Below are 16,994 nucleotides of genomic sequence, written 5' to 3' on the forward strand. Positions count from 1 at the left end.
GACCCACATCGCCCCCGGCCACCAATCGACCAGGATTCCGATTCCGGCAACAAGAAATTCCCCCACCAATCCCCGTTTCCCCACTCCCCTTTCCGCAATCGATAACAGAACGCGGAACCGCCGCCCGCCCGCACCGGACGAGGCACGACAGGCGGCGGACCGAGGGCGGTCCACCAGGGCACCGCAGACCGGCACCTTTAGGAAATACGTTCACGATGTAACTTGAACGTGCAGGCTCGCGCTTCGTACCGTAGGGAACGCGATCAGGAGGCATGGCATCGAGTTCATGCCCGCACAGGGGGAGCATCGCCCATGACGAGGAAGACGACCGCGGGGTTCGCCGTCAACGACACGGCGCCAGCTGGGGCATCACCCGACCGCCACTAGGGTCTGTCCGACCCTGACCCATCGGATGGCCCCCCGGGCCGCGCCCGCGAAGTCCCGCCCGCCGGGCCGCACTCCACGCCCGAACGGCACCGCACGCGCCCAACAGGCCCGTGCCCTGGGCGACTTCGGCGCCGTCGCTCTCCGCGCCCGAGCGCGACGCGTGACGTCCGACGCGGCCGAGCGGAACCGCCCGGCACCGCCGAACCATGCGTCCCTTCGGCCCGGCCGGCCCCACCCCCACCGTCACAGTCATTGGAGGCACAGTGCGACACGGTCGCATATCCGTCTGCACAGGTCCGGCCGTCCTCGCCCTCGCTCTCGGGCTGTGGGGCCTCACGCGCGAGCACAGCATGTGGCGTGACGAGGCGGCGACGTGGCAGGCGGCGCATCGGTCGCTGGCTGAGATAGCGCACATGGTCGGCCAGGCCGACGTCGTCCACGGCCTCTACTACGCGGTGATGCACGCGGTGTTCGTCCTCTTCGGCGACAGCCTGGTCACCCTGCGGCTGCCCTCGGTGCTCGCCACCGCCGCCGCGTGCGGCCTGACCGCACTGGTCGGCGCCCGGCTCGCCGGACGCTGGGCCGGGATGGCGGCCGGCTGTGCGCTGGCGGTCGTCCCGGCGGTGCAGGAGCACGCCCAGGAGGGGCGGTCCTATGCCTTCGTCCTCGCCTTCGTGATGCTCGCGACCTGGCTGCTGGTGGGGGCCCTTGAGCGGCCGACCGGTCGGCGGTGGGCCTGGTACGCGGCGGCCGTGCTGGTGGCCGCGTGGCTCAACTGGTTCTCGCTGTTCGCGCTCGCCGCGCATGCCGTCACCCTGGTGTGCGTCCGGGCCGACCGCGCCCGCCGGGTCGGGTGGGGGCTCGCCGCCTCCGGGGCCGTCGTCGGAGCCCTGCCGGTGATCTTGACCAGTCGCAGCCAGGTCTCGCTGGTCTCCTGGATCAAGCCGCTCGGCTGGCCGACCGTGCTCGGTGTGCTGACCACCGTGGCGATCGCGGCCCTTGGCGCACTCCTGCCACGGGCGCGCCGCCCCGAGCGCACCCAACCGGGAGAGCCGCACGGGCAGGTGACCCTGGCAGCCGTCGCGCTGCCGCTCTGCGCGGTGCCGCAACTCGGCCTGGCGTTGATCTCCGTGGCCAAGCCGCTCTACGTCACCCGCTATGTGCTCTTCGCGTACGCAGGTCTCGCGCTCTGCATAGGCGTCCTCGTGTTCACGCTCGCCACGCGCCTGCGGACCCACGCCCGGATACTGCTGCCCGCCACCGTGGCCGTCGCCCTCGTGGCGCTGCTCCCGATCGAGCTCCGGCTGCGCACCATGGAGAGCCGCGTCGACGACGTGCTCACCGCGGCGGCCACCGTCGACCACGTCCGCAGCACCGCCGACGGCGTGCTGTTCCTCCCCGCCGCGCGCCGCGACACCGCCCTCGTCTCGCCCCGGGCGTTCGCGGGTCTGCGGGATCTGGCGCTGGCCCAGGGGCCGGTGGAGTCCGGCACGCTGAAGGGCATAGAGGCCGGGCCACGGGACATAGAGCGGGCCATGCTGAGCGCCCGACACATCGTGCTCGTCACCGATCCCGGTCCGAGCCGTGCCACTTCCGCTGCCGACCGCACCAAGCGGCGCGTCCTGGACACCTACTTCGTGCGCCGCGCGGACAGCGTCCAGCGGGGCCGCAGGGTGAGCGTCTACGAGCGACGGGCGACGGGCCGTTCCCACTCCCCGAGCGCGACTGGGCCGAAGGGGTGACGATGGAGGTGTCCAGACCTGATCCTGCTGTTCCAGAGAGAGGCAGGCGGCATGACTTCCCCCTCCGAATCCTCAGGCAACAGCCCGCCGCGTGAGCCGCAGGCCGAGGGCGCCTCCCCGATGGGCGAGGCGCTGGGCACCCTCGCGAACCGCAGCTGGCAAGCCCTGATCACCATCGGCCTGGCATCGGTCGCCCTGGGTGTGGCCGTGCTGGCCTGGCCGGGCAAGACGCTGCACGTCGTCGGCGTGGTCTTCGGTATCTTCCTGCTGGTCAGCGGTGTTTTCCAGCTGGCCGCGGCCTTCGGCGCACATGTTCCCGGTCATCTGCGGGCGCTGCACTTCATCACGGGTGCGCTCAGCGTTCTGCTGGGGCTCGTCTGCTTCCGGGGCACCCTGCAGTCGATACTGCTGCTGGCCCTCTGGATCGGCTTCGGCTGGTTGTTGCGCGGCATCATGATGACGGCGGCCGCGGGGTCCACACCCAACATGCCCGCCCGCGGGTGGCAGATGTTCCTGGGAATCATCACCCTCCTCGCCGGCATCGTCCTGATCGTCTCGCCGTTCCCCTCGATCGCCGTGCTCACCATGGTGGCGGGAATCGCGGCCATCGTGCTGGGCGTGGTCGAGGTGGCCCATGCCATCCAACTGCGCGTCGCAGCCGGCCGGCTCACCAAGGGCACCACCACCAAGCACCACCGGTCCCCGTTCCACTTCCACCCCCACCCACAACACTGACCCGCGCTACGGACCGATCGCGTAGCGCCCTCCACCAGCCACCGGGCCGGCGACTCCCGCCGCCCGGTGGCTCACAGCCGTGGCCACGACCACCTACCGGACCACGAAAAGTCGAGACAGGTCGCAATCGGGGCGGTGCGCAACCGAGGGAGCCCGCATGTACGTGGTGACCGGGGCTTCCGGCAGGCTCGGACGGCTGACCCTCCGGCATCTCGTCGAACGGGTCGACGCCGCGAAGGTCGTGGCACTCACCCGCACCCCGGACAAGGTCGCCGTACGCGCCGGCGAGCCGGGCAACCCCTTGACGCCGGTACCGGAACACCGCGCAACCGAGCGACTGCTCGCCCGGTCCGGAGTGCCGTTCACCGTCCTGCGCAACAACATCTACCCGGACGTGCTGCTCGAACTGGCGCCCTTGCGCGAAGCGGTGAACAACGGGGTCCTGGGCGGGATCAGCGCTATCAGCGGTACCAGCGGTGAGGGTGACATCGGGTACCTCGGATCCCTCGGATACGTCGGATACGTCGCCAGGGAGGACTGCGCCGCGGTGGGCGCGGCCCTGCTCGCCGAGGGCGGGCACACGGGCGAGTACCTCGACGTCACCGGGCCGTACGTCGCGATCATCGAGGGGAGGGAGGAAAGGGCAGTCGCCGCCGGGGCGGGCGGCTGGACGCACCGACGTGCGAAGGACAGTGCGCCCCAGCCTCATCCCGACCGTCCTGACCGGACCGGACGTGATCCCGACGCTAGAGGGCCGAGCGGCCTGCCGCGAGGCGAGCTGCCCCGTTCTCCGTACGAGACGCTCCACGGGGCACGGGGCACGGGGCACGGGCCACGGGGACAAGCCGAGCAGACCACGCCCGCGCCGAGCCCGAGCCCGAAAGGAAAAGGCCCCCTCCTCTTATGAGGAAGGGGCCTTTCATCGAGCGCCCGGCCGGCCTTGCACCTGCATCTCCCACCGGTTGGTGGACGTCTTTCCTTGGACCACGGACGCATGACTCCCACCCGCTGCCCGCGGGGCGAAGTTGCGTCATGATCATATCGGATCCGCGATGACGCCGCGAACCGCGCCGGAGTCCCGGACGTCACCCGAGGCGAGCCCGACGCAATCCGCGGCGTCATGCCGTGGTCAGCGGTGGCATGCGTGGTCAGCGATGACCTGCCGTGGTCACCAGCGGCATGCCACGGCCACCGGCGGCAACTTCGCCTACCCGCGCGCCGCTCCGCCCCGCGCCGCGACCAGTACCGCGCCGGCCACGGCCAGGAGGGCGACCGCGAGGCCGAAGGCGGTGGCCGCCGCCGGCAGACCGATGGCGTCGCTGAGGTAGCCGTCGGCGACCGGGAGGGTGCCGGCGAGGAGGTAACCCCCGGCGTTCAGGGCCGCGTTGGCCTCCGCACGGCGGGCGGCCGGGACCTCGCGGCTGAGCAACGTGAGCCCGCCCAACTGGCCGGCGCCCTGGCCCGCGCCGGCCAGCACCACCGCGGCGACCAGAGGGACGAGCGTGGCGGTGTGGATGGCGGTGACCAGCGCCAGGGTGCCGACAACGGTGGCCGCGCCGGCAGCCAGCAGGACGGTGCGGACGGCCATCCGCCGCAGCACGAACTGCACGCCGGTGGCGGACAGGAACATCACCAGCGCCATCCCGCCCGCCAGCGCCCGGTTCGCGGTGCCGAGCAGACCGGCCAGCAGCGAGGGCCCGAGCGACAGCACGAAGGACGTGGCACTGATGCCCGGTGCGAACGCGGCCAGCCCGAGGGCGAGATGACGCCGGTTGGCCCGCGGCACGGCCGGCAGCCGCACCCAGGAACCGTTCGCGGCGGCGCCGGCGCCGCGGTCCCGCCGGGGCAACGGCATCCTGACCACCGCCACCAGCGCCGTCACCAGCAGGACGGCTTCCACGGCGAAGACGGTCACGGTCGGTGCGGGCGCGGTCTCCGACAGCACCCCGGCCAGTACGGGGCCGATCCCGGCGCCCAGGACCATTCCGGTGGACGCCAACAGCGGCCCGATCCTCCGCCCGGCCGCGACGTCCGTCACGGCCGCCATGCCGGCCGACACCGCGACGCCCGTGGCCACGCCGGTCAGCAGGCGGGCAACGACCAGGGCCGTCACCGAGGGCGCGGTGGCGTAGACGAGGCAGGCGACAAGGCCCAGGAGCAGCGCCGGCACCAGGACCGGCTTGCGCCCGATGCGGTCCGAGGCCACTCCCGCCACCGACAATGCGCCCAACAGACCGACCACATAGGCCGCGAAGATCAACGTCAATGTGCCCGAGGTGAAGCCGAGTCGGCGTTGCCAGACCGCGTACAGCGGCATCGCCGCGTTCGACAGGACGAAGACGGCGACCACCGGCCACGCGGCGAACCAGATCTCTCTGGTCGGCGGCATCGATGACGCCGACGACGCTGTCGGCACCGACGGCACCGCACGGGAAGCCGCCGGGCGTGGCGCACGAGTTCCGGGCATGGGCGCCGTACGGGTTTCAGGCATGGGTGTCCCCTCCTCATCCAGCCAGTACGAGATGATTCGTACAGACGGTACGAGAAGATTCGTACAGGGATCTGCAGTACGATGCAAGTCGTACTGCAGACGACGGGTGCGGGTGAGGCCGCCGCACGGGAGGGACGCAGACATGGGCGCAGACACGGACACCGACACGGAAACGCGCACAGACGCGAGCACAGGCACAGGCACACGCACAGGAACAGGCACAGGCGCCGCCAAGGGCACAGGCAGCGCGAGCGCCAAGGCATCGTCCACGGCACCTCGCCGGCGGACCGGACCGCGCTCCACGGACGCGTCGCTCAGCTCGGGTGCAGCACGACCCGATATCGCCACGCTCCAGCGGCCCGTACCGGCCGACGCGCCCGAGCCGCTGCCGGAGCCGGCACGGGACGCCCTGCGGCTGGAGGTCGTCATGGGCGCGCTGAGCGATCCGCTGCGGATGCGGATCGTGCGCACCCTGCTCCTGGAGTCCGAGGACTTCGACCACACCTGCGGCTGGTTCGGCCTGGACCGCCCCAAGTCCTCACTCACCCATCACTTCCGAGCCTTGCGGGAGGCCGGGCTGATCCGTCAGCGGCAGTACGGACTGGAGCGGCGCAGCCACGTCCGGATCGAAGACCTGGAGGCGCGGTTCCCCGGCCTACTGACCCTGGTCGCCAACTGGCAGGAACAGCAGCGGACTTGACACCGTCCGCCACAAGCCAGCACCCCCTGTGCCGTTCCGGGTGAGCGGAGTCCACCGCGGCTGCGCGACAACGTCCGCAGACGGTTGAGTGCCTGACGCGTGACGATCCGGACCAGACAGGACCGGGGGTCGCGCACCTGCGTGCGGTCGGTGTCGGCCCACCACAGCCAGAGATTCCGTTCGCCACGTTGGCCCTGGTCGCCAGGTTGACATAGGCGATGAACGTGGCGAGTTCGACCAACGCCGGCGGACCGAGCCGGTCGAGCAGGCTCGCGTACATCGCGTCGGTGACGGTCGGCGGGGTGCTCGTCATGGCCTCGGCGTACTCCAACACGTCCCACTCCAGCGGCATGAACACCTCAGACTCGCGCCACCGCGCGACCTGGCTCGCCTTGGGCAGGTCCAACGTCGCGTTCTACGCCTGGAAATAGCCGACATTAGGCACCAGCCGCAGCCGACCAGCGCCGCGATGGCCATGCGCGCGAACGGCTTCAGGCTCGCGTCGGCCGCATCCCACGCCCCCACCTTGCCGCCGAACTCCAGATTGTCCTGTGCCACCTTGGGGCTGCGCCACGTCACCTCGACGTTCTCAGGCACCGCACCGAGCTGCTTGACCATGTCCTCCCCGCCCTCAAGCGGAAGCCCTGCCTTCGGAATTCGGCACGGCGGGTGTCGCCGTCTTCAGCGGCGCCAGGCGCCAGTAGTCAGTGTTACCGTGTACTGGTACTCGGCAGTACCGAGTAGCTGAAGGGGGGCTCGGAGGCAGAGGCAGAGGCAGATGACCATGTCCGACGCTGGAAAGGGCGGCTTTCTCGCAAGGTGATCGGCCCCAAGCGGCGGTGGAGGCGATCGAGCGGTACCTGATGCATTTCGTGCCGACCGACGGTGACAGCAATGCGTCGATGCTTGAAGACCTTGCCGAGCTGTTCGAGCAGGCCGCGGTGGACGGAACGTCGATCCGCGAGATCGTCGGGCAGGACCCGGTCGAGTTCGTCGAGGCGTTCGTCCAGAACTACTCGGAGGGTGGCTACGTCCCCGCCCGCGAACGGAAGCGGCTGACCGACGCCCTCACGCGCGCCGCCGGCGAGGACACCGGCAGCGAAGAAGACCAGACGGCCTGACAGCACGTCAGCGTCGGCATCAAGACAGCGATATCCAGACAGCGACATCCAGACGGCGACACCAAGACCGCGACACCAAGACCGCGGCAGCCGGTATCAGCGCGCCTGGCGATGGCGCATGCCATGAACGCGCTTCGGGCGCTTGCCCCCTCGGGGCTGCGAACCGGGCCACGCCGCGCTCACCCCTGCCCCTCGTGCGTCGCTCACGGCTGCCCTGAGCGCCACGCCGGGACGGGTCTTGCAGATCGAACACCGCGTGTATCGAACACTGGAGATTCATCATGAGAAGAGGCACCAACGGCTTCTCCGAAGCAGGACTGTGCAAGCCTCCGGCGTTCCCGTCGGGCGGCGGTGGACTCGACTCGACCGTCGACGACTATCACGCCTACTTCCGGATGCTGCTCAACCACGGGATGCACGGGGCCCAACGCATCCTGTCCCGGCCCTCCGTGGAGCTGATGACCACCAACCGCCTCCCGTCCGAACAGCTGACCGCCCGAGAAGCCGTGGCCCGCAACCTCGTCCATCTGTCATACGGCCTGGGGCAGCACGGCGGTTGGGGCTTCGGCATGGCGGTGCGCACCTACCGCGGTGACTTCGCGCCCATCGGCCAGTTCGGCTGGGACGGCGGGGCCGGCACCACGACCTACGCCGACCCGCACAACCAACTCGTCGGCATCCTGCTCACCCAGACCGGGATGTCCACCCCGGATTCGGCGCGGGTCATCCACGATTTCTGGACCGCGCTCTACCAGGCGATCGATGCCTGACCCGCCTGCCTGGTCGAGGCAGGTCCGCCGACAGACCTCGACCAGGCTCCGGGCATCCACATGATCCGCCGGACGGAACCCAGCGTGCTCCTGAACCGCCGGGCCGCCTCCTGGACGTGCGCCAGCCTGCGCAGGCTGAGCAGCACCGGTTCGTAGCGCACGGTGAGCGCGACGGCCGCCTCGATCTGCCCGGCGGCCGTGGGCTGTTCCTCCACCACGTCCAGGTCGACGACGGCGGGTTCGGTGGCGATGCGGCCGTACGGCAGCAGATGCGCGCTGTCGCAGGGGTACCCGAGGCGGACGAGCGCGGCGACGGAGGCGACGAGCGTGCCCAGAGCGGGGGCGAGTTCGTCGTCATGGATCGTGATGCTCTCCAGTGGAGAGCGGGGAGCGTAGCATGAGTACGGCACCGATAACGGGACGGGTCACGGCGGCGGCCGAGGGGTACGTGGTGGTCTTTCTCATCGGAATCCGGATCAACCGGTGGCGGTCGGTACGCCACTGGCTGCCCGCCCTCCTTGCCATGCCGCGCATGCTCAAGGAGCTTGCACATGAGCAGGGCAGCGGGCCGCTGGGGCACCAGGGATACACGGCCGGGCAGCGCACCTTCACGATCGTCCAGTACCGGGAGTCGCGCGAGAAGCTGCTCGCCTACGCCTCGACCCCGGATCAGCAACACCGCCCTGCCTGGGCGGCGTTCAACCACCGGCGGACCAGGGGGTGGACAGGGCCTGGAGCGAGCGGCTCATCGTCTGTTTGGATGCCCACCGGACGGCAATACGGAGGGGTGACGCAGACATGGTGTCCATGGAGAGCCTGCTGGCATTCGCGGCGATGTCGCTGCTGGTGATCGTGATTCCGGGGCCGAGCGTACTGTTCGTGATCGGCCGGGCCCTCGCGCACGGCCGGCGCACGGCGCTCGCGACGGTCCTCGGCAACCTGGTCGGCTCCTACGCCCTGGTGATCGCCGTGGCATGGGGCCTCGGCGCACTGGTGGAGACCTCGGCAGCAGTGTTCACGGGCGTGAAACTGGCCGGTGCGGCGTACCTCGTCTACCTGGGCGTGCAGGCTTTCCGGCACCGCAAGGAGATGCGCGCGGCGGACATTGAGGCGCCCAGCGGCGAGCGGCGCGGCGACCTGCGCACGGTCCTGGACGGTGCTCTGGTGGGCGCCACCAACCCCAAGGGCATCGTCTTCTTCGCGGCGGTGCTCCCGCAGTTCGTGAACCACTCGGCCGGTCAAGTCCCGCTCCAGATGATGGAGTTGGGACTGATCCCGGTCGCCATCGGCCTGATCACGGACACTTTGTGGGGACTGGGCGCCTCTGCGGCCCGTTCCTGGTTCGCCCGCTCGGACCGCCGCCTGTCGAAGGTCGGCGGAGCGGGCGGCCTGGCGATGATCGGCCTGGGCGTGACGGTGGCGGCGACGGGCCGCGCCGACTAGGGCCTGCCCGACCGTCTCAACTCACCCTTTTCCAGGGTGACATGAGGAGATCCACCCCATGTCTCGCTACCGTGGCAGTCTCGGCGGTGGAGCCACCGGAGTCAGCTCCACCACACAGCCGGGCGGGCGTTCACCCATGGGCGCTGATCACGCCGCCGGCGCTGAGCACGATGTACACGCCGTTGGCGTCGAGCCCGACGTCGTGCTGCTTCGTCTCCAACGTGGCGTCCACCGAGCCGTCGTGGCCGATGATCTGCGCGCGGTACCGCAACTCGCCGGCCTTCGTCACCTTGGCCGTCCATCCGCCCGCGAGCTTGAAGGTGCCCGGCCCCTGGTGTCCACCGCCCATCCAGGAATGAATCTCGCCACCCATCGTGAGCACGACGAACATGTCATTGGCGTCGAGCCCGGCGTCGACCTCCTGCCCCGTCGTCTCCAGCGTGGCCACCACCGCACCACGACTGATGATCTTGGCGCGGTAGCGCTGGGAACCGAGGTCGTAGATCTCGGCCTTGCTGCCGTCCACCAGGCGCTCGGTACGCACCGGGGACGACGTCTTCGCCGTACCGGCGTGCGAACCGCCCGACTGCTTGCCCGCAACGCCCGCCTTGGCACCAGCATGGGTAGAGCTCTCGGCATCGGCCTTGGCATCGGAGCCCTGCGCACCGGCGGTGGAACCCGCGCCGCTGGCCGCGGCCGTGTCCGCATGCCCCGCCGACTTCGTACCGCCGGCGTCCGAGCCGGAGCAGGCGGTCAGGGTGAGGGCGGCGGCTGCGGTCAAGGCCGCGGCGGCAACCCGCAGAGTGCGACGACGAGCGGTGCGGACGGTGGTGCTGGAGCTCATTTCAAGTCCCCCAGGACAGTCGGTGTCGTATCTCCTCGGTACACCGACCACCCTGGTCGAAACCGCTATCGCAGGACTGCCGCTCCGCTAACACCCGACTAACACCGGCGGGAGCGGCCGAAGAACACCAGCCCTCACGCCCCTCCCGGGCCAGCGGTGGGCCGACGCGGCGGCAGGCACAAGGACCCCGACCACGGGCCCCGACCCCACCGCCGGGCGGCCTCACCCCTCTCCCCCGACGGAGGTGAGGATCGCGAGCGTCTGCGACGACCACGCTCCGCACCATCCGCCGCCACCCCGCCTGTCGGCACGATCACGCCCGGGACGAACGCCGACGGGAAGTCGCCACCGGGGCCAGCGCCGCTGCCTGATGCGACTCAGGTGGCAGAGGTACGACGACCGCCTCGACGGTCGGAGCTGCGGCCACCGGTCCCGGCGGCACCGCCCTTGGCCCCACCGGCCCCCGCCCGTCGGCCGGTTCCGCGGGCAGCCTTGCCGGAGGACGCGCCGGTCGTCGCACCGGGCGCGGACCGGCGGTCGGAGCTCCGGCCGCCCGCGCCGACGGCACCGCCCGTGGCCCGCCCGGATCCCGCCCGGCCGGCAGAACCGCGCCCACCGGTAGCCGAGGAGCCACCGGACGCCGTCGCCCCGGCCGCTGCCCGGCGGTCCGATCCCCGGCTCTCCGTCCTGGTGGCCGTACCGGTCGCCGCCTTGGCCTCGCCGCCGCTGCGGCGCCGGCGGCCGGATCGCCGACCGGGCTTGGCACCGCCCTTCCGGTCCGGGTCGGACGCCGTCGGCTGGGGCACCTCGATGGTGACGGCCACGCCGGAAGGCTCGCGGGCGCCGGTGATGGTGGCCAGTTCCGCGTCGCCCGACTTGATGCGGGCCGTCCGGGGCCGGATACCCGCGTCCGACATGAGCCGGGTGATGTCCCGCTTCTGCTCGGGCAGGACCAGCGTGACCACGCTGCCGGAACCGCCGGCGCGGGCCGTGCGACCGCCCCGGTGCAGGTAGTCCTTGTGATCGGTCGGGGGGTCGACGTTCACGACGAGGTCGAGGTCGTCGACGTGTATGCCACGGGCCGCGACGTTCGTCGCCACCAGTGCGGTGACCTGGCCGTTCTTGAACTGCTCCAGGGTGCGGTTCCGCTGCGGCTGGGAGCGGCCTCCGTGCAGTGCCGCCGCGCGGACACCGACGGCCAGGAGCCGCTTGGCGAGCCGGTCGGCGGACCGCTTGGTGTCGAGGAAGAGGATGACCCGGCCGTCACGGGCCGCGATGCGCGTGGTGACGGCCTTCTTGTCGGTCTCGTCCTGGACGTGGAGCACGTGGTGCTCCATGGTGGTCACCGCCCCCGCGGACGGGTCCACGGAGTGCACCACGGGGTCGGTCAGGAACCGCTGCACCAGACGGTCGATGTTGCGGTCCAGGGTGGCCGAGAAGAGCATCCGCTGTCCGTCGGGCCGTACCTGCTGGATCAGCTTGGTGATCTGCGGCAAGAAGCCCATGTCGGTCATCTGGTCGGCTTCGTCCAGCACCGTGATGCGTACGTCGCCGAGCGCGCAGTCCCCGCGTTCCACGAGGTCGTTGAGCCTGCCGGGCGTCGCCACGAGCACTTCGGCGCCGCGCCGGAGCACCCCGGCCTGCTTGGTGATGGACAGCCCGCCGACCACGGTGGCCAGCCGGAGGTTCACCGCCGTCGCGTAGGGGGTCAGCGCGTCCGTCACCTGCTGGGCGAGTTCACGGGTGGGCACCAGCACGAGGGCGAGGGGTGCCTTGGGCTCCGCACGCAGTCCGGCCGTGCGGCCCAGCAGCGCCAGCCCGAACGCGAGGGTCTTGCCGGAGCCGGTGCGTCCCCGTCCCAACAGGTCGCGGCCGGCGAGCGAGTTGGGCAGGGTGGCGGCCTGGATGGGGAACGGGGTGGTCACGCCTTGTGCGGCGAGGGTCTTCAGCAGCCCCGCAGGCATGTCCAGACCGGCGAAGTCCTCGACGGCGGGCAAAGCGGGTGTGGTGCTTTCCGGCAACCGGAAATCACGCGGTGCCGAAGCGGACTGAGGGGATGACGAGGCACGCCGGTTCGACTTCTGGGGCCTGCGGGACATGCAGTGTTCTGCCTTCCTGGAAACAGCACAAACCGGGGTCCGCACCATGACGGTGCGGACCCCGGTGAGCGGATACGCGTCCGGCAATCAGGCGGGGACGATGTTCTCCGCCTGCGGGCCCTTCTGGCCCTGCGTGACGTCGAAGGAGACCCGCTGGCCTTCCTGGAGCTCACGGAAGCCCTGGGACTGAATGTTCGAGTAGTGCGCGAAGACGTCGGGGCCGCCGCCGTCCTGCGCGATGAAGCCGAAACCCTTTTCGGCGTTGAACCACTTCACGATTCCCTGTGCCATGACCTTCTCCTTCTGGTAGGCAGAGGCCCCATCCGGAGATGCCGGAAAACAACAATGCGCCTGAAGGAGAAGCATTCCCGTCAGGCGCACATAGGTTCATGGGTACCACAACTGCAACTCGATGACCTTAGCACAGCTCGGCGGCTTGCGTCCGGGCCACCAAGGCGCACACCGGAACGGGGCCCCTCCGGGCCTTTCGGTGATCGCGACGTGCGCCTGCCCTCCGCCTCCACGCAGCCCAACACCACATCACCCTCCCCGTGCCGCCGACCCCACCCGCGCAGCCGAAATTCGCGCACGGGTGCGACAAAACTGCTGGTGAAACGGCATCCGGACGCTTCATGGGGCACGGTTGAGCCTCAGGGCCCGCGGGGCCATGTGTCGAACCCTTCAACTTGGACGGCGACACAGAGTGAGCAAATCCGCACCGTGCGGAGTCATCCGTGGAGTGATCCATGAAGGCATTGATTGCTGTGCGCCGCCTCGGCGTGCCGGCAGCGGCGTCACCCCTGCTGGCCCTGGCCCTGGCCCTGGCCCTGCTGGCGGGCGCGCCCCGTGGCGGCTTCCGTTCAGCGTCTCGGACCTCCGCCCGTATGAGGAGGCGCCTGATGAGGCGGGCAGCCACGGGGAGTTGCCGTGCGCCTGCCGTCGACCGCCGCATCCCGGCCCCCGTACGAGACGGGTGCCGGGAGGGAGCAGCAGCGAGAGCGTCACATACCGCCGACGCCGACGCCTTCGTTGCCGTTGCGGCCGAGGCCGCCGACACCGACATCGGCGCAGGCATCGACGCCACCGACGCCGACGCCGACGTCCGGGCTGCCGACGCCGCCGACACCGACGCCGCCGTCGCGGCTGTGGCAACCGCCGTGGCCGCCGTGGCCGCCGCCGTGGTCACCGCCCTGCGCCTGCTGGGTGACGGCCGCGAGGGCCTGGGAGTGGTCGGGTGCGGCGCTGGCTATACCGGCGCTCAGGAAACCGGTGACGGCAGTAGCGGCCAGTACCGTGGTAATCGAGCGGAACATGATCAGATCCTTTCGCTTCCCCCCTTTTGTCCCGCTCATCCTCACCGCGGTCGGACGGTTCTGCCGGTCGGTGCGGGCCATCGCAGTGACGGAGCCCAGACACAGCGCCGATGAGGCGTGGTGGCGGACGGCCACGGCGACGCCCTTGATCCCCGGCCGCGGGCGGCACTCGTCCGCTGTCAGCGGCCTGCTTCCGGCCGGGTACCGGAGGCGGCTGCAACGGCCGTGGCCAGTGGGTCGCGGGCCGGGCGGCCGAGAAGGTCGGCGAGGTCGGGGCTGGTGCCGTCCAGGAAGCCGTGTCGGATGCCGGTGGCGATCGAGGCGAGCATGGGCGGTTGGAACGGCAGGAGCCCCGGCGTCTCGTCGAGGAGCCTGCGCCGGTACTCGCCCAGGCCGATGGTGCGGTGCGGGACCCCCAGCCGGTCGGCCACCTGACTTGCCGTGATCGGCATGCCGACGAGGTCGTGGACGCGCCCGCGGTGTCCGGCGGGATCGGCCGCAACGATCGCCGCGGCCTCGGCGAGATCCTCCCGCGCGACCGCCGCCAGCGCACCGTCCCCGAAGGCGGACTCCACGCCGTCGTCGGTCCACATCAGCAGGCCGCCGAAGAGCTCGGCATACAGGCCGTTGCGGAGGATCGTCCACGGCAGTCCGCTCGCCTGGACGAGGCGTTCGGTGGCCCGGTGCGCCAGCGCGAAACCGAGGTGGTCGCCGGCCGTGGTCAGGCTCGTGTAGACGACGTGGCCGACGCCGTCGCGGACGGCGGCGTCCAGCACCGCCGCGTGCCGCCCGACGACCTGGTCGTCCTCGGCGTAACCGGCGGAGATCAGCACCAGGGTCGACACCCCGACGAGATCGAGGCTCGTGCGGTCGTCGAAGTCCAGGCGTCGCATCCCCTCGTCCGGCGTGCGGCTGCCGCCCGTCGCGGCGACGCCACGGGCGCGCAGCGCCGCCAGGGTGGCCGAGCCGAGGCTCCCGTTCGCTCCCGTCACCAACATCATGTCCATCGCAGTCTTCCGTCGTGGTTCTCATCGATAACTACGCTTGATCCTCGATCGGACGCCCACCGGCCACAAGAAGGCAGTTTGATGTCACCCACGCACACCGGGGTAACCACCCCCGCCGACCTCGACCCCTGCGGACGCGAGGACCACCCCGACTGCGGGATCCGCGACGTCCTGGACCGCATCGGCGACAAGTGGTCGGTGCTGGTGATCGTCGAGCTCGCGGGCGGGCCGCGCCGGTTCCGCGCACTCCAACGCGCCATCGACGGCATCTCCCAGCGCATGCTCACCCTCACCGTCCGCAGACTCGAACGCGACGGCCTCGTGCTGCGGACCGTGTACCCGACCGTCCCGGCCCAGGTCGACTACCGCCTCACCGAGACCGGAGCCGGCCTGACCCACCTGGTCAAGGCACTCGCCGACTGGTCGCTCGCGCACCGCGCCGCCATCGCCGAAGCACGGCACACCTACGACCGGACGCACCCCGACCACGACATCCGCTGACGAGAACCGCAGTCACCGCACGCCGGTCACTGATGGCTGCGCGGCGCTCCGTACCAGCGCCAGTCCTTCCGACGAGGACGGGCGGGGGTTTCGAGGCGTCCGGTGGCCCACAGGAGCGTGGCCGAGGCGCCGTCCGCGAGGGGCACGTCGGGGAAGAGCCGGGTGAGGACGCGGCTGCTCAGATCCTCCGGCGGGGACCCGTCGCGTCGGAGCCCCCGAGCGATGTCATGGGTGTGGACGAGGGTTTCGACGACGCCCATGGCCGCGAACCCCTCCGGGTCGGAGGCGCCGAACACGTGTGGGGCCAGCACGGTGGGATCGGTGCTGTCCACGACGGTCGCGAGCAGCCCCCCGCATGCCTCGACGACGGTCAGCAGGCCCTCCGGTCCCGCCGTCTCGTCGCCGAAGATGACGTTGGCGGGCCCCTGGGGGCGATCGGTGGAGATGCGCAGCGGTACGCGTGGTACGCCGCTCGGGTGCGCGAGACCGAAGCGCAGCGCATAGGTGAGCAGGTCGTCCGCGAGATGTTCCAGGGTCTCCCAACAGGTCCACTCCAGTTGGCCGGCGGCCGCGTGCCATTGGGGGGCGGGGGCACCGGAGAGGGTGGCGACACAGTGCGCGACGGCGGCGCGCACATGCTCGCCGCGCAACAGGACCTGCGTCTGCGGGTGTGCGGAATGCGTCATCCCGGCAGGCTACTGGTGGCCGTCCCGGGCCCGGCCTGCCAGATGCCGCCTCCGAAGACATTGGTTCAACTGGCAAGTAGGGCTGTGGCCGAGGGGGCGACCGCCTCGTCCGTCCCAGCGGTGGCCCGAGCGCGCCTTCAGGCAGAGACTTGAAGTGCACACCCACACATCCCACGCCCCAGTGACATTTCCGCATGCTGCTCTTCGCGGCACAAGGAACGGGGCTGTGGAGGTATCGGTCGGTCGGGCCTTCGCAATGTCCTCTCCTCATCCTGGGGCACGACAGCAGGAGTCGGACCATGGCCGATATGTGGATGCCGCAGGCCATCAAGGCGGATCTCGACGACCACGCCCCGTGCGATCCGGCATTCCCGCCGAAGGCCGTCGCGCACATCACGGCGGACCGCACGGCCACCGCGGCGGCACCGGCAGACCTGGTGCCTTTCGACGATCTCCAGAAACTCTTCACCCATGACGGGAAGGGGAAGGCCCCCCACATTCTGTGGGATCCGTTCGCCGGCACCTTCGCCCAGTTCTTCCCCGCGACGTCCCGGAGCAAGGCGCTGCGCGACCTTCCCGGCGGCACGCGGACCAACCGCGCCGGCGAGGTCGTCATTCAGATCGAGGCGCTGTTCTTCCCGTTCTGCCGGGTCAAGGGCAAGGTGTTCGCCGCGCTGGCCGACACCCCGTGCCATGGCTGGCAGGAACTCAACGACTGGGTGCGTTCCTGGGACGTCCCGGACACCTGGCCCATGGGGCAGCCCACCGATTTCACCTCCCACCGCTCCGCGCGCGTGTGGAAGTCCCAGGGTGGCTGGTACGCGCACGCCCACGTACCCGAGAACGACCATGTGGATCCCGGGTCCTGGCCGGTCTTCGCGGCGCGGATGGCGCCCGCCGAGCCGTTCCCCGGCGCGGCCTTCTTCCACACCGGTCAGAAATCACCGGTCATCGCCGCGATGCACCGTCGTCTGGTCGCCGAGGACTGCGACCGGTACCGGCCCGGCGATGTCATCGACGTATGGGAGATCGACGATGTGAAGTCCTATGCCGCATGGCAGCAGAAACTCGGACTCTCGGGCCGGGATGCGGATGGCACTCCCGGAAAGCGCAGTTGGGACCGCCTGCGGGTGCCCCACCTCGCCTGACGTTCCG

At 70.6% G+C, this 16,994-nt stretch carries 18 protein-coding genes and 2 pseudogenes; 11 read left to right on the forward strand and 9 right to left on the reverse strand.

The genetic code is table 11. The annotated features are described in order from the left end of the window. Window positions 1-650: 650 nt before the first annotated feature. From JNO44_RS40995 to JNO44_RS41005, 3 genes are all read left to right on the forward strand, one after another. Window positions 651-2,129 carry a glycosyltransferase family 39 protein gene (locus JNO44_RS40995; RefSeq protein ID WP_240167887.1) on the forward strand — a complete coding sequence of 493 codons (1,479 nt, stop codon included), beginning with the start codon at window positions 651-653 and terminating at the stop codon, window positions 2,127-2,129. A 51-nt stretch (window positions 2,130-2,180) separates the two neighbouring features. Then, the gene (locus tag JNO44_RS41000; protein ID WP_205369021.1) at window positions 2,181-2,864 is read left to right on the forward strand and encodes an HdeD family acid-resistance protein; all 684 of its coding nucleotides are present in this window, start codon (window positions 2,181-2,183) and stop codon (window positions 2,862-2,864) included. Between the two features lie 157 nt (window positions 2,865-3,021). Then, a complete protein-coding gene (locus JNO44_RS41005; RefSeq protein WP_205369022.1) occupies window positions 3,022-3,771 on the forward strand; it encodes a Rossmann-fold NAD(P)-binding domain-containing protein in 750 nt (249 codons plus the stop codon). Window positions 3,772-4,071: 300 nt separating this feature from the next. Here the strand turns inward: JNO44_RS41005 and JNO44_RS41010 are convergent, their stop codons facing one another. Continuing rightward, complete coding sequence (locus tag JNO44_RS41010) at window positions 4,072-5,355, reverse strand: MFS transporter (RefSeq protein ID WP_205369023.1); 1,284 nt, start codon at window positions 5,353-5,355, stop codon at window positions 4,072-4,074. 340 nt (window positions 5,356-5,695) lie between these two features. Between JNO44_RS41010 and JNO44_RS41015 the strand changes: the two genes are divergently transcribed. Continuing rightward, a complete protein-coding gene (locus JNO44_RS41015; RefSeq protein WP_205371390.1) occupies window positions 5,696-6,055 on the forward strand; it encodes an ArsR/SmtB family transcription factor in 360 nt (119 codons plus the stop codon). Window positions 6,056-6,111: 56 nt separating this feature from the next. Here JNO44_RS41015 and JNO44_RS44215 read toward each other — a convergent pair. Then, window positions 6,112-6,225: pseudogene (locus tag JNO44_RS44215) on the reverse strand (RNA polymerase subunit sigma-24); the annotation flags it as partial. Between the two features lie 48 nt (window positions 6,226-6,273). Between JNO44_RS44215 and JNO44_RS44955 the strand changes: the two are divergent. The 3 genes and pseudogenes from JNO44_RS44955 to JNO44_RS41030 all read left to right on the forward strand — a co-directional run. Continuing rightward, window positions 6,274-6,486: a hypothetical protein gene (locus JNO44_RS44955; RefSeq protein ID WP_205369024.1), complete on the forward strand. Its 213-nt coding sequence runs from the start codon at window positions 6,274-6,276 to the stop codon at window positions 6,484-6,486. Window positions 6,487-6,894: 408 nt separating this feature from the next. Further along, the gene (locus JNO44_RS41025) at window positions 6,895-7,176 is read left to right on the forward strand and encodes a DUF1048 domain-containing protein (RefSeq protein WP_240167888.1); all 282 of its coding nucleotides are present in this window, start codon (window positions 6,895-6,897) and stop codon (window positions 7,174-7,176) included. 323 nt (window positions 7,177-7,499) lie between these two features. Continuing rightward, window positions 7,500-7,946 (forward strand): annotated as a pseudogene (locus JNO44_RS41030) (serine hydrolase); the annotation flags it as partial. Here JNO44_RS41030 and JNO44_RS44225 read toward each other — a convergent pair. Then, the gene (locus JNO44_RS44225; RefSeq protein WP_240167889.1) at window positions 7,925-8,356 is read right to left on the reverse strand and encodes a hypothetical protein; all 432 of its coding nucleotides are present in this window, start codon (window positions 8,354-8,356) and stop codon (window positions 7,925-7,927) included. The pseudogene JNO44_RS41030 and the gene JNO44_RS44225 overlap by 22 nt on opposite strands. Between JNO44_RS44225 and JNO44_RS41040 the strand changes: the two genes are divergently transcribed. Both JNO44_RS41040 and JNO44_RS41045 read left to right on the forward strand, forming a co-directional pair. Then, complete coding sequence (locus JNO44_RS41040; protein ID WP_205369025.1) at window positions 8,344-8,796, forward strand: monooxygenase family protein; 453 nt, start codon at window positions 8,344-8,346, stop codon at window positions 8,794-8,796. The two genes, JNO44_RS44225 and JNO44_RS41040, sit on opposite strands and share 13 nt — an antisense overlap. Then, the gene (locus JNO44_RS41045) at window positions 8,745-9,389 is read left to right on the forward strand and encodes a LysE family translocator (protein ID WP_205369026.1); all 645 of its coding nucleotides are present in this window, start codon (window positions 8,745-8,747) and stop codon (window positions 9,387-9,389) included. The genes JNO44_RS41040 and JNO44_RS41045 overlap by 52 nt, the downstream gene beginning before the upstream one ends. A gap of 130 nt (window positions 9,390-9,519) precedes the next feature. Here the strand turns inward: JNO44_RS41045 and JNO44_RS41050 are convergent, their stop codons facing one another. From JNO44_RS41050 to JNO44_RS41070, 5 genes are all read right to left on the reverse strand, one after another. After that, on the reverse strand, window positions 9,520-10,233 hold the full coding sequence (locus tag JNO44_RS41050) for a hypothetical protein (protein WP_205369027.1): 714 nt from the start codon (window positions 10,231-10,233) through the stop codon (window positions 9,520-9,522). Window positions 10,234-10,610: 377 nt separating this feature from the next. Then, complete coding sequence (locus tag JNO44_RS41055) at window positions 10,611-12,332, reverse strand: DEAD/DEAH box helicase (protein WP_205369028.1); 1,722 nt, start codon at window positions 12,330-12,332, stop codon at window positions 10,611-10,613. 87 nt (window positions 12,333-12,419) lie between these two features. After that, a complete protein-coding gene (locus JNO44_RS41060) occupies window positions 12,420-12,623 on the reverse strand; it encodes a cold-shock protein (RefSeq protein WP_073449324.1) in 204 nt (67 codons plus the stop codon). A 710-nt stretch (window positions 12,624-13,333) separates the two neighbouring features. Then, window positions 13,334-13,645: a hypothetical protein gene (locus tag JNO44_RS41065; RefSeq protein ID WP_205369029.1), complete on the reverse strand. Its 312-nt coding sequence runs from the start codon at window positions 13,643-13,645 to the stop codon at window positions 13,334-13,336. A 179-nt stretch (window positions 13,646-13,824) separates the two neighbouring features. Continuing rightward, entirely contained in the window at window positions 13,825-14,646 is an 822-nt protein-coding gene (locus JNO44_RS41070) for an NAD(P)H-binding protein (protein WP_205371392.1), read from the reverse strand. 87 nt (window positions 14,647-14,733) lie between these two features. Here JNO44_RS41070 and JNO44_RS41075 point away from each other — a divergent pair, with 87 nt between their 5' ends. After that, window positions 14,734-15,153: a winged helix-turn-helix transcriptional regulator gene (locus JNO44_RS41075; protein WP_205369030.1), complete on the forward strand. Its 420-nt coding sequence runs from the start codon at window positions 14,734-14,736 to the stop codon at window positions 15,151-15,153. A gap of 26 nt (window positions 15,154-15,179) precedes the next feature. Here the strand turns inward: JNO44_RS41075 and JNO44_RS41080 are convergent, their stop codons facing one another. Further along, window positions 15,180-15,839 carry a maleylpyruvate isomerase N-terminal domain-containing protein gene (locus JNO44_RS41080; RefSeq protein WP_205369031.1) on the reverse strand — a complete coding sequence of 220 codons (660 nt, stop codon included), beginning with the start codon at window positions 15,837-15,839 and terminating at the stop codon, window positions 15,180-15,182. 299 nt (window positions 15,840-16,138) lie between these two features. Here JNO44_RS41080 and JNO44_RS41085 point away from each other — a divergent pair, with 299 nt between their 5' ends. After that, window positions 16,139-16,987, forward strand: coding sequence for a peptidoglycan-binding protein (locus tag JNO44_RS41085; RefSeq protein WP_205369032.1), 849 nt, complete (start codon window positions 16,139-16,141; stop codon window positions 16,985-16,987). The last annotated feature ends 7 nt before the right edge of the window (window positions 16,988-16,994 follow it).

Origin of the sequence: Streptomyces noursei, from assembly GCF_016917755.1 — a bacterium.
Classification (GTDB): Bacteria; Actinomycetota; Actinomycetes; order Streptomycetales; family Streptomycetaceae; genus Streptomyces; species Streptomyces yunnanensis.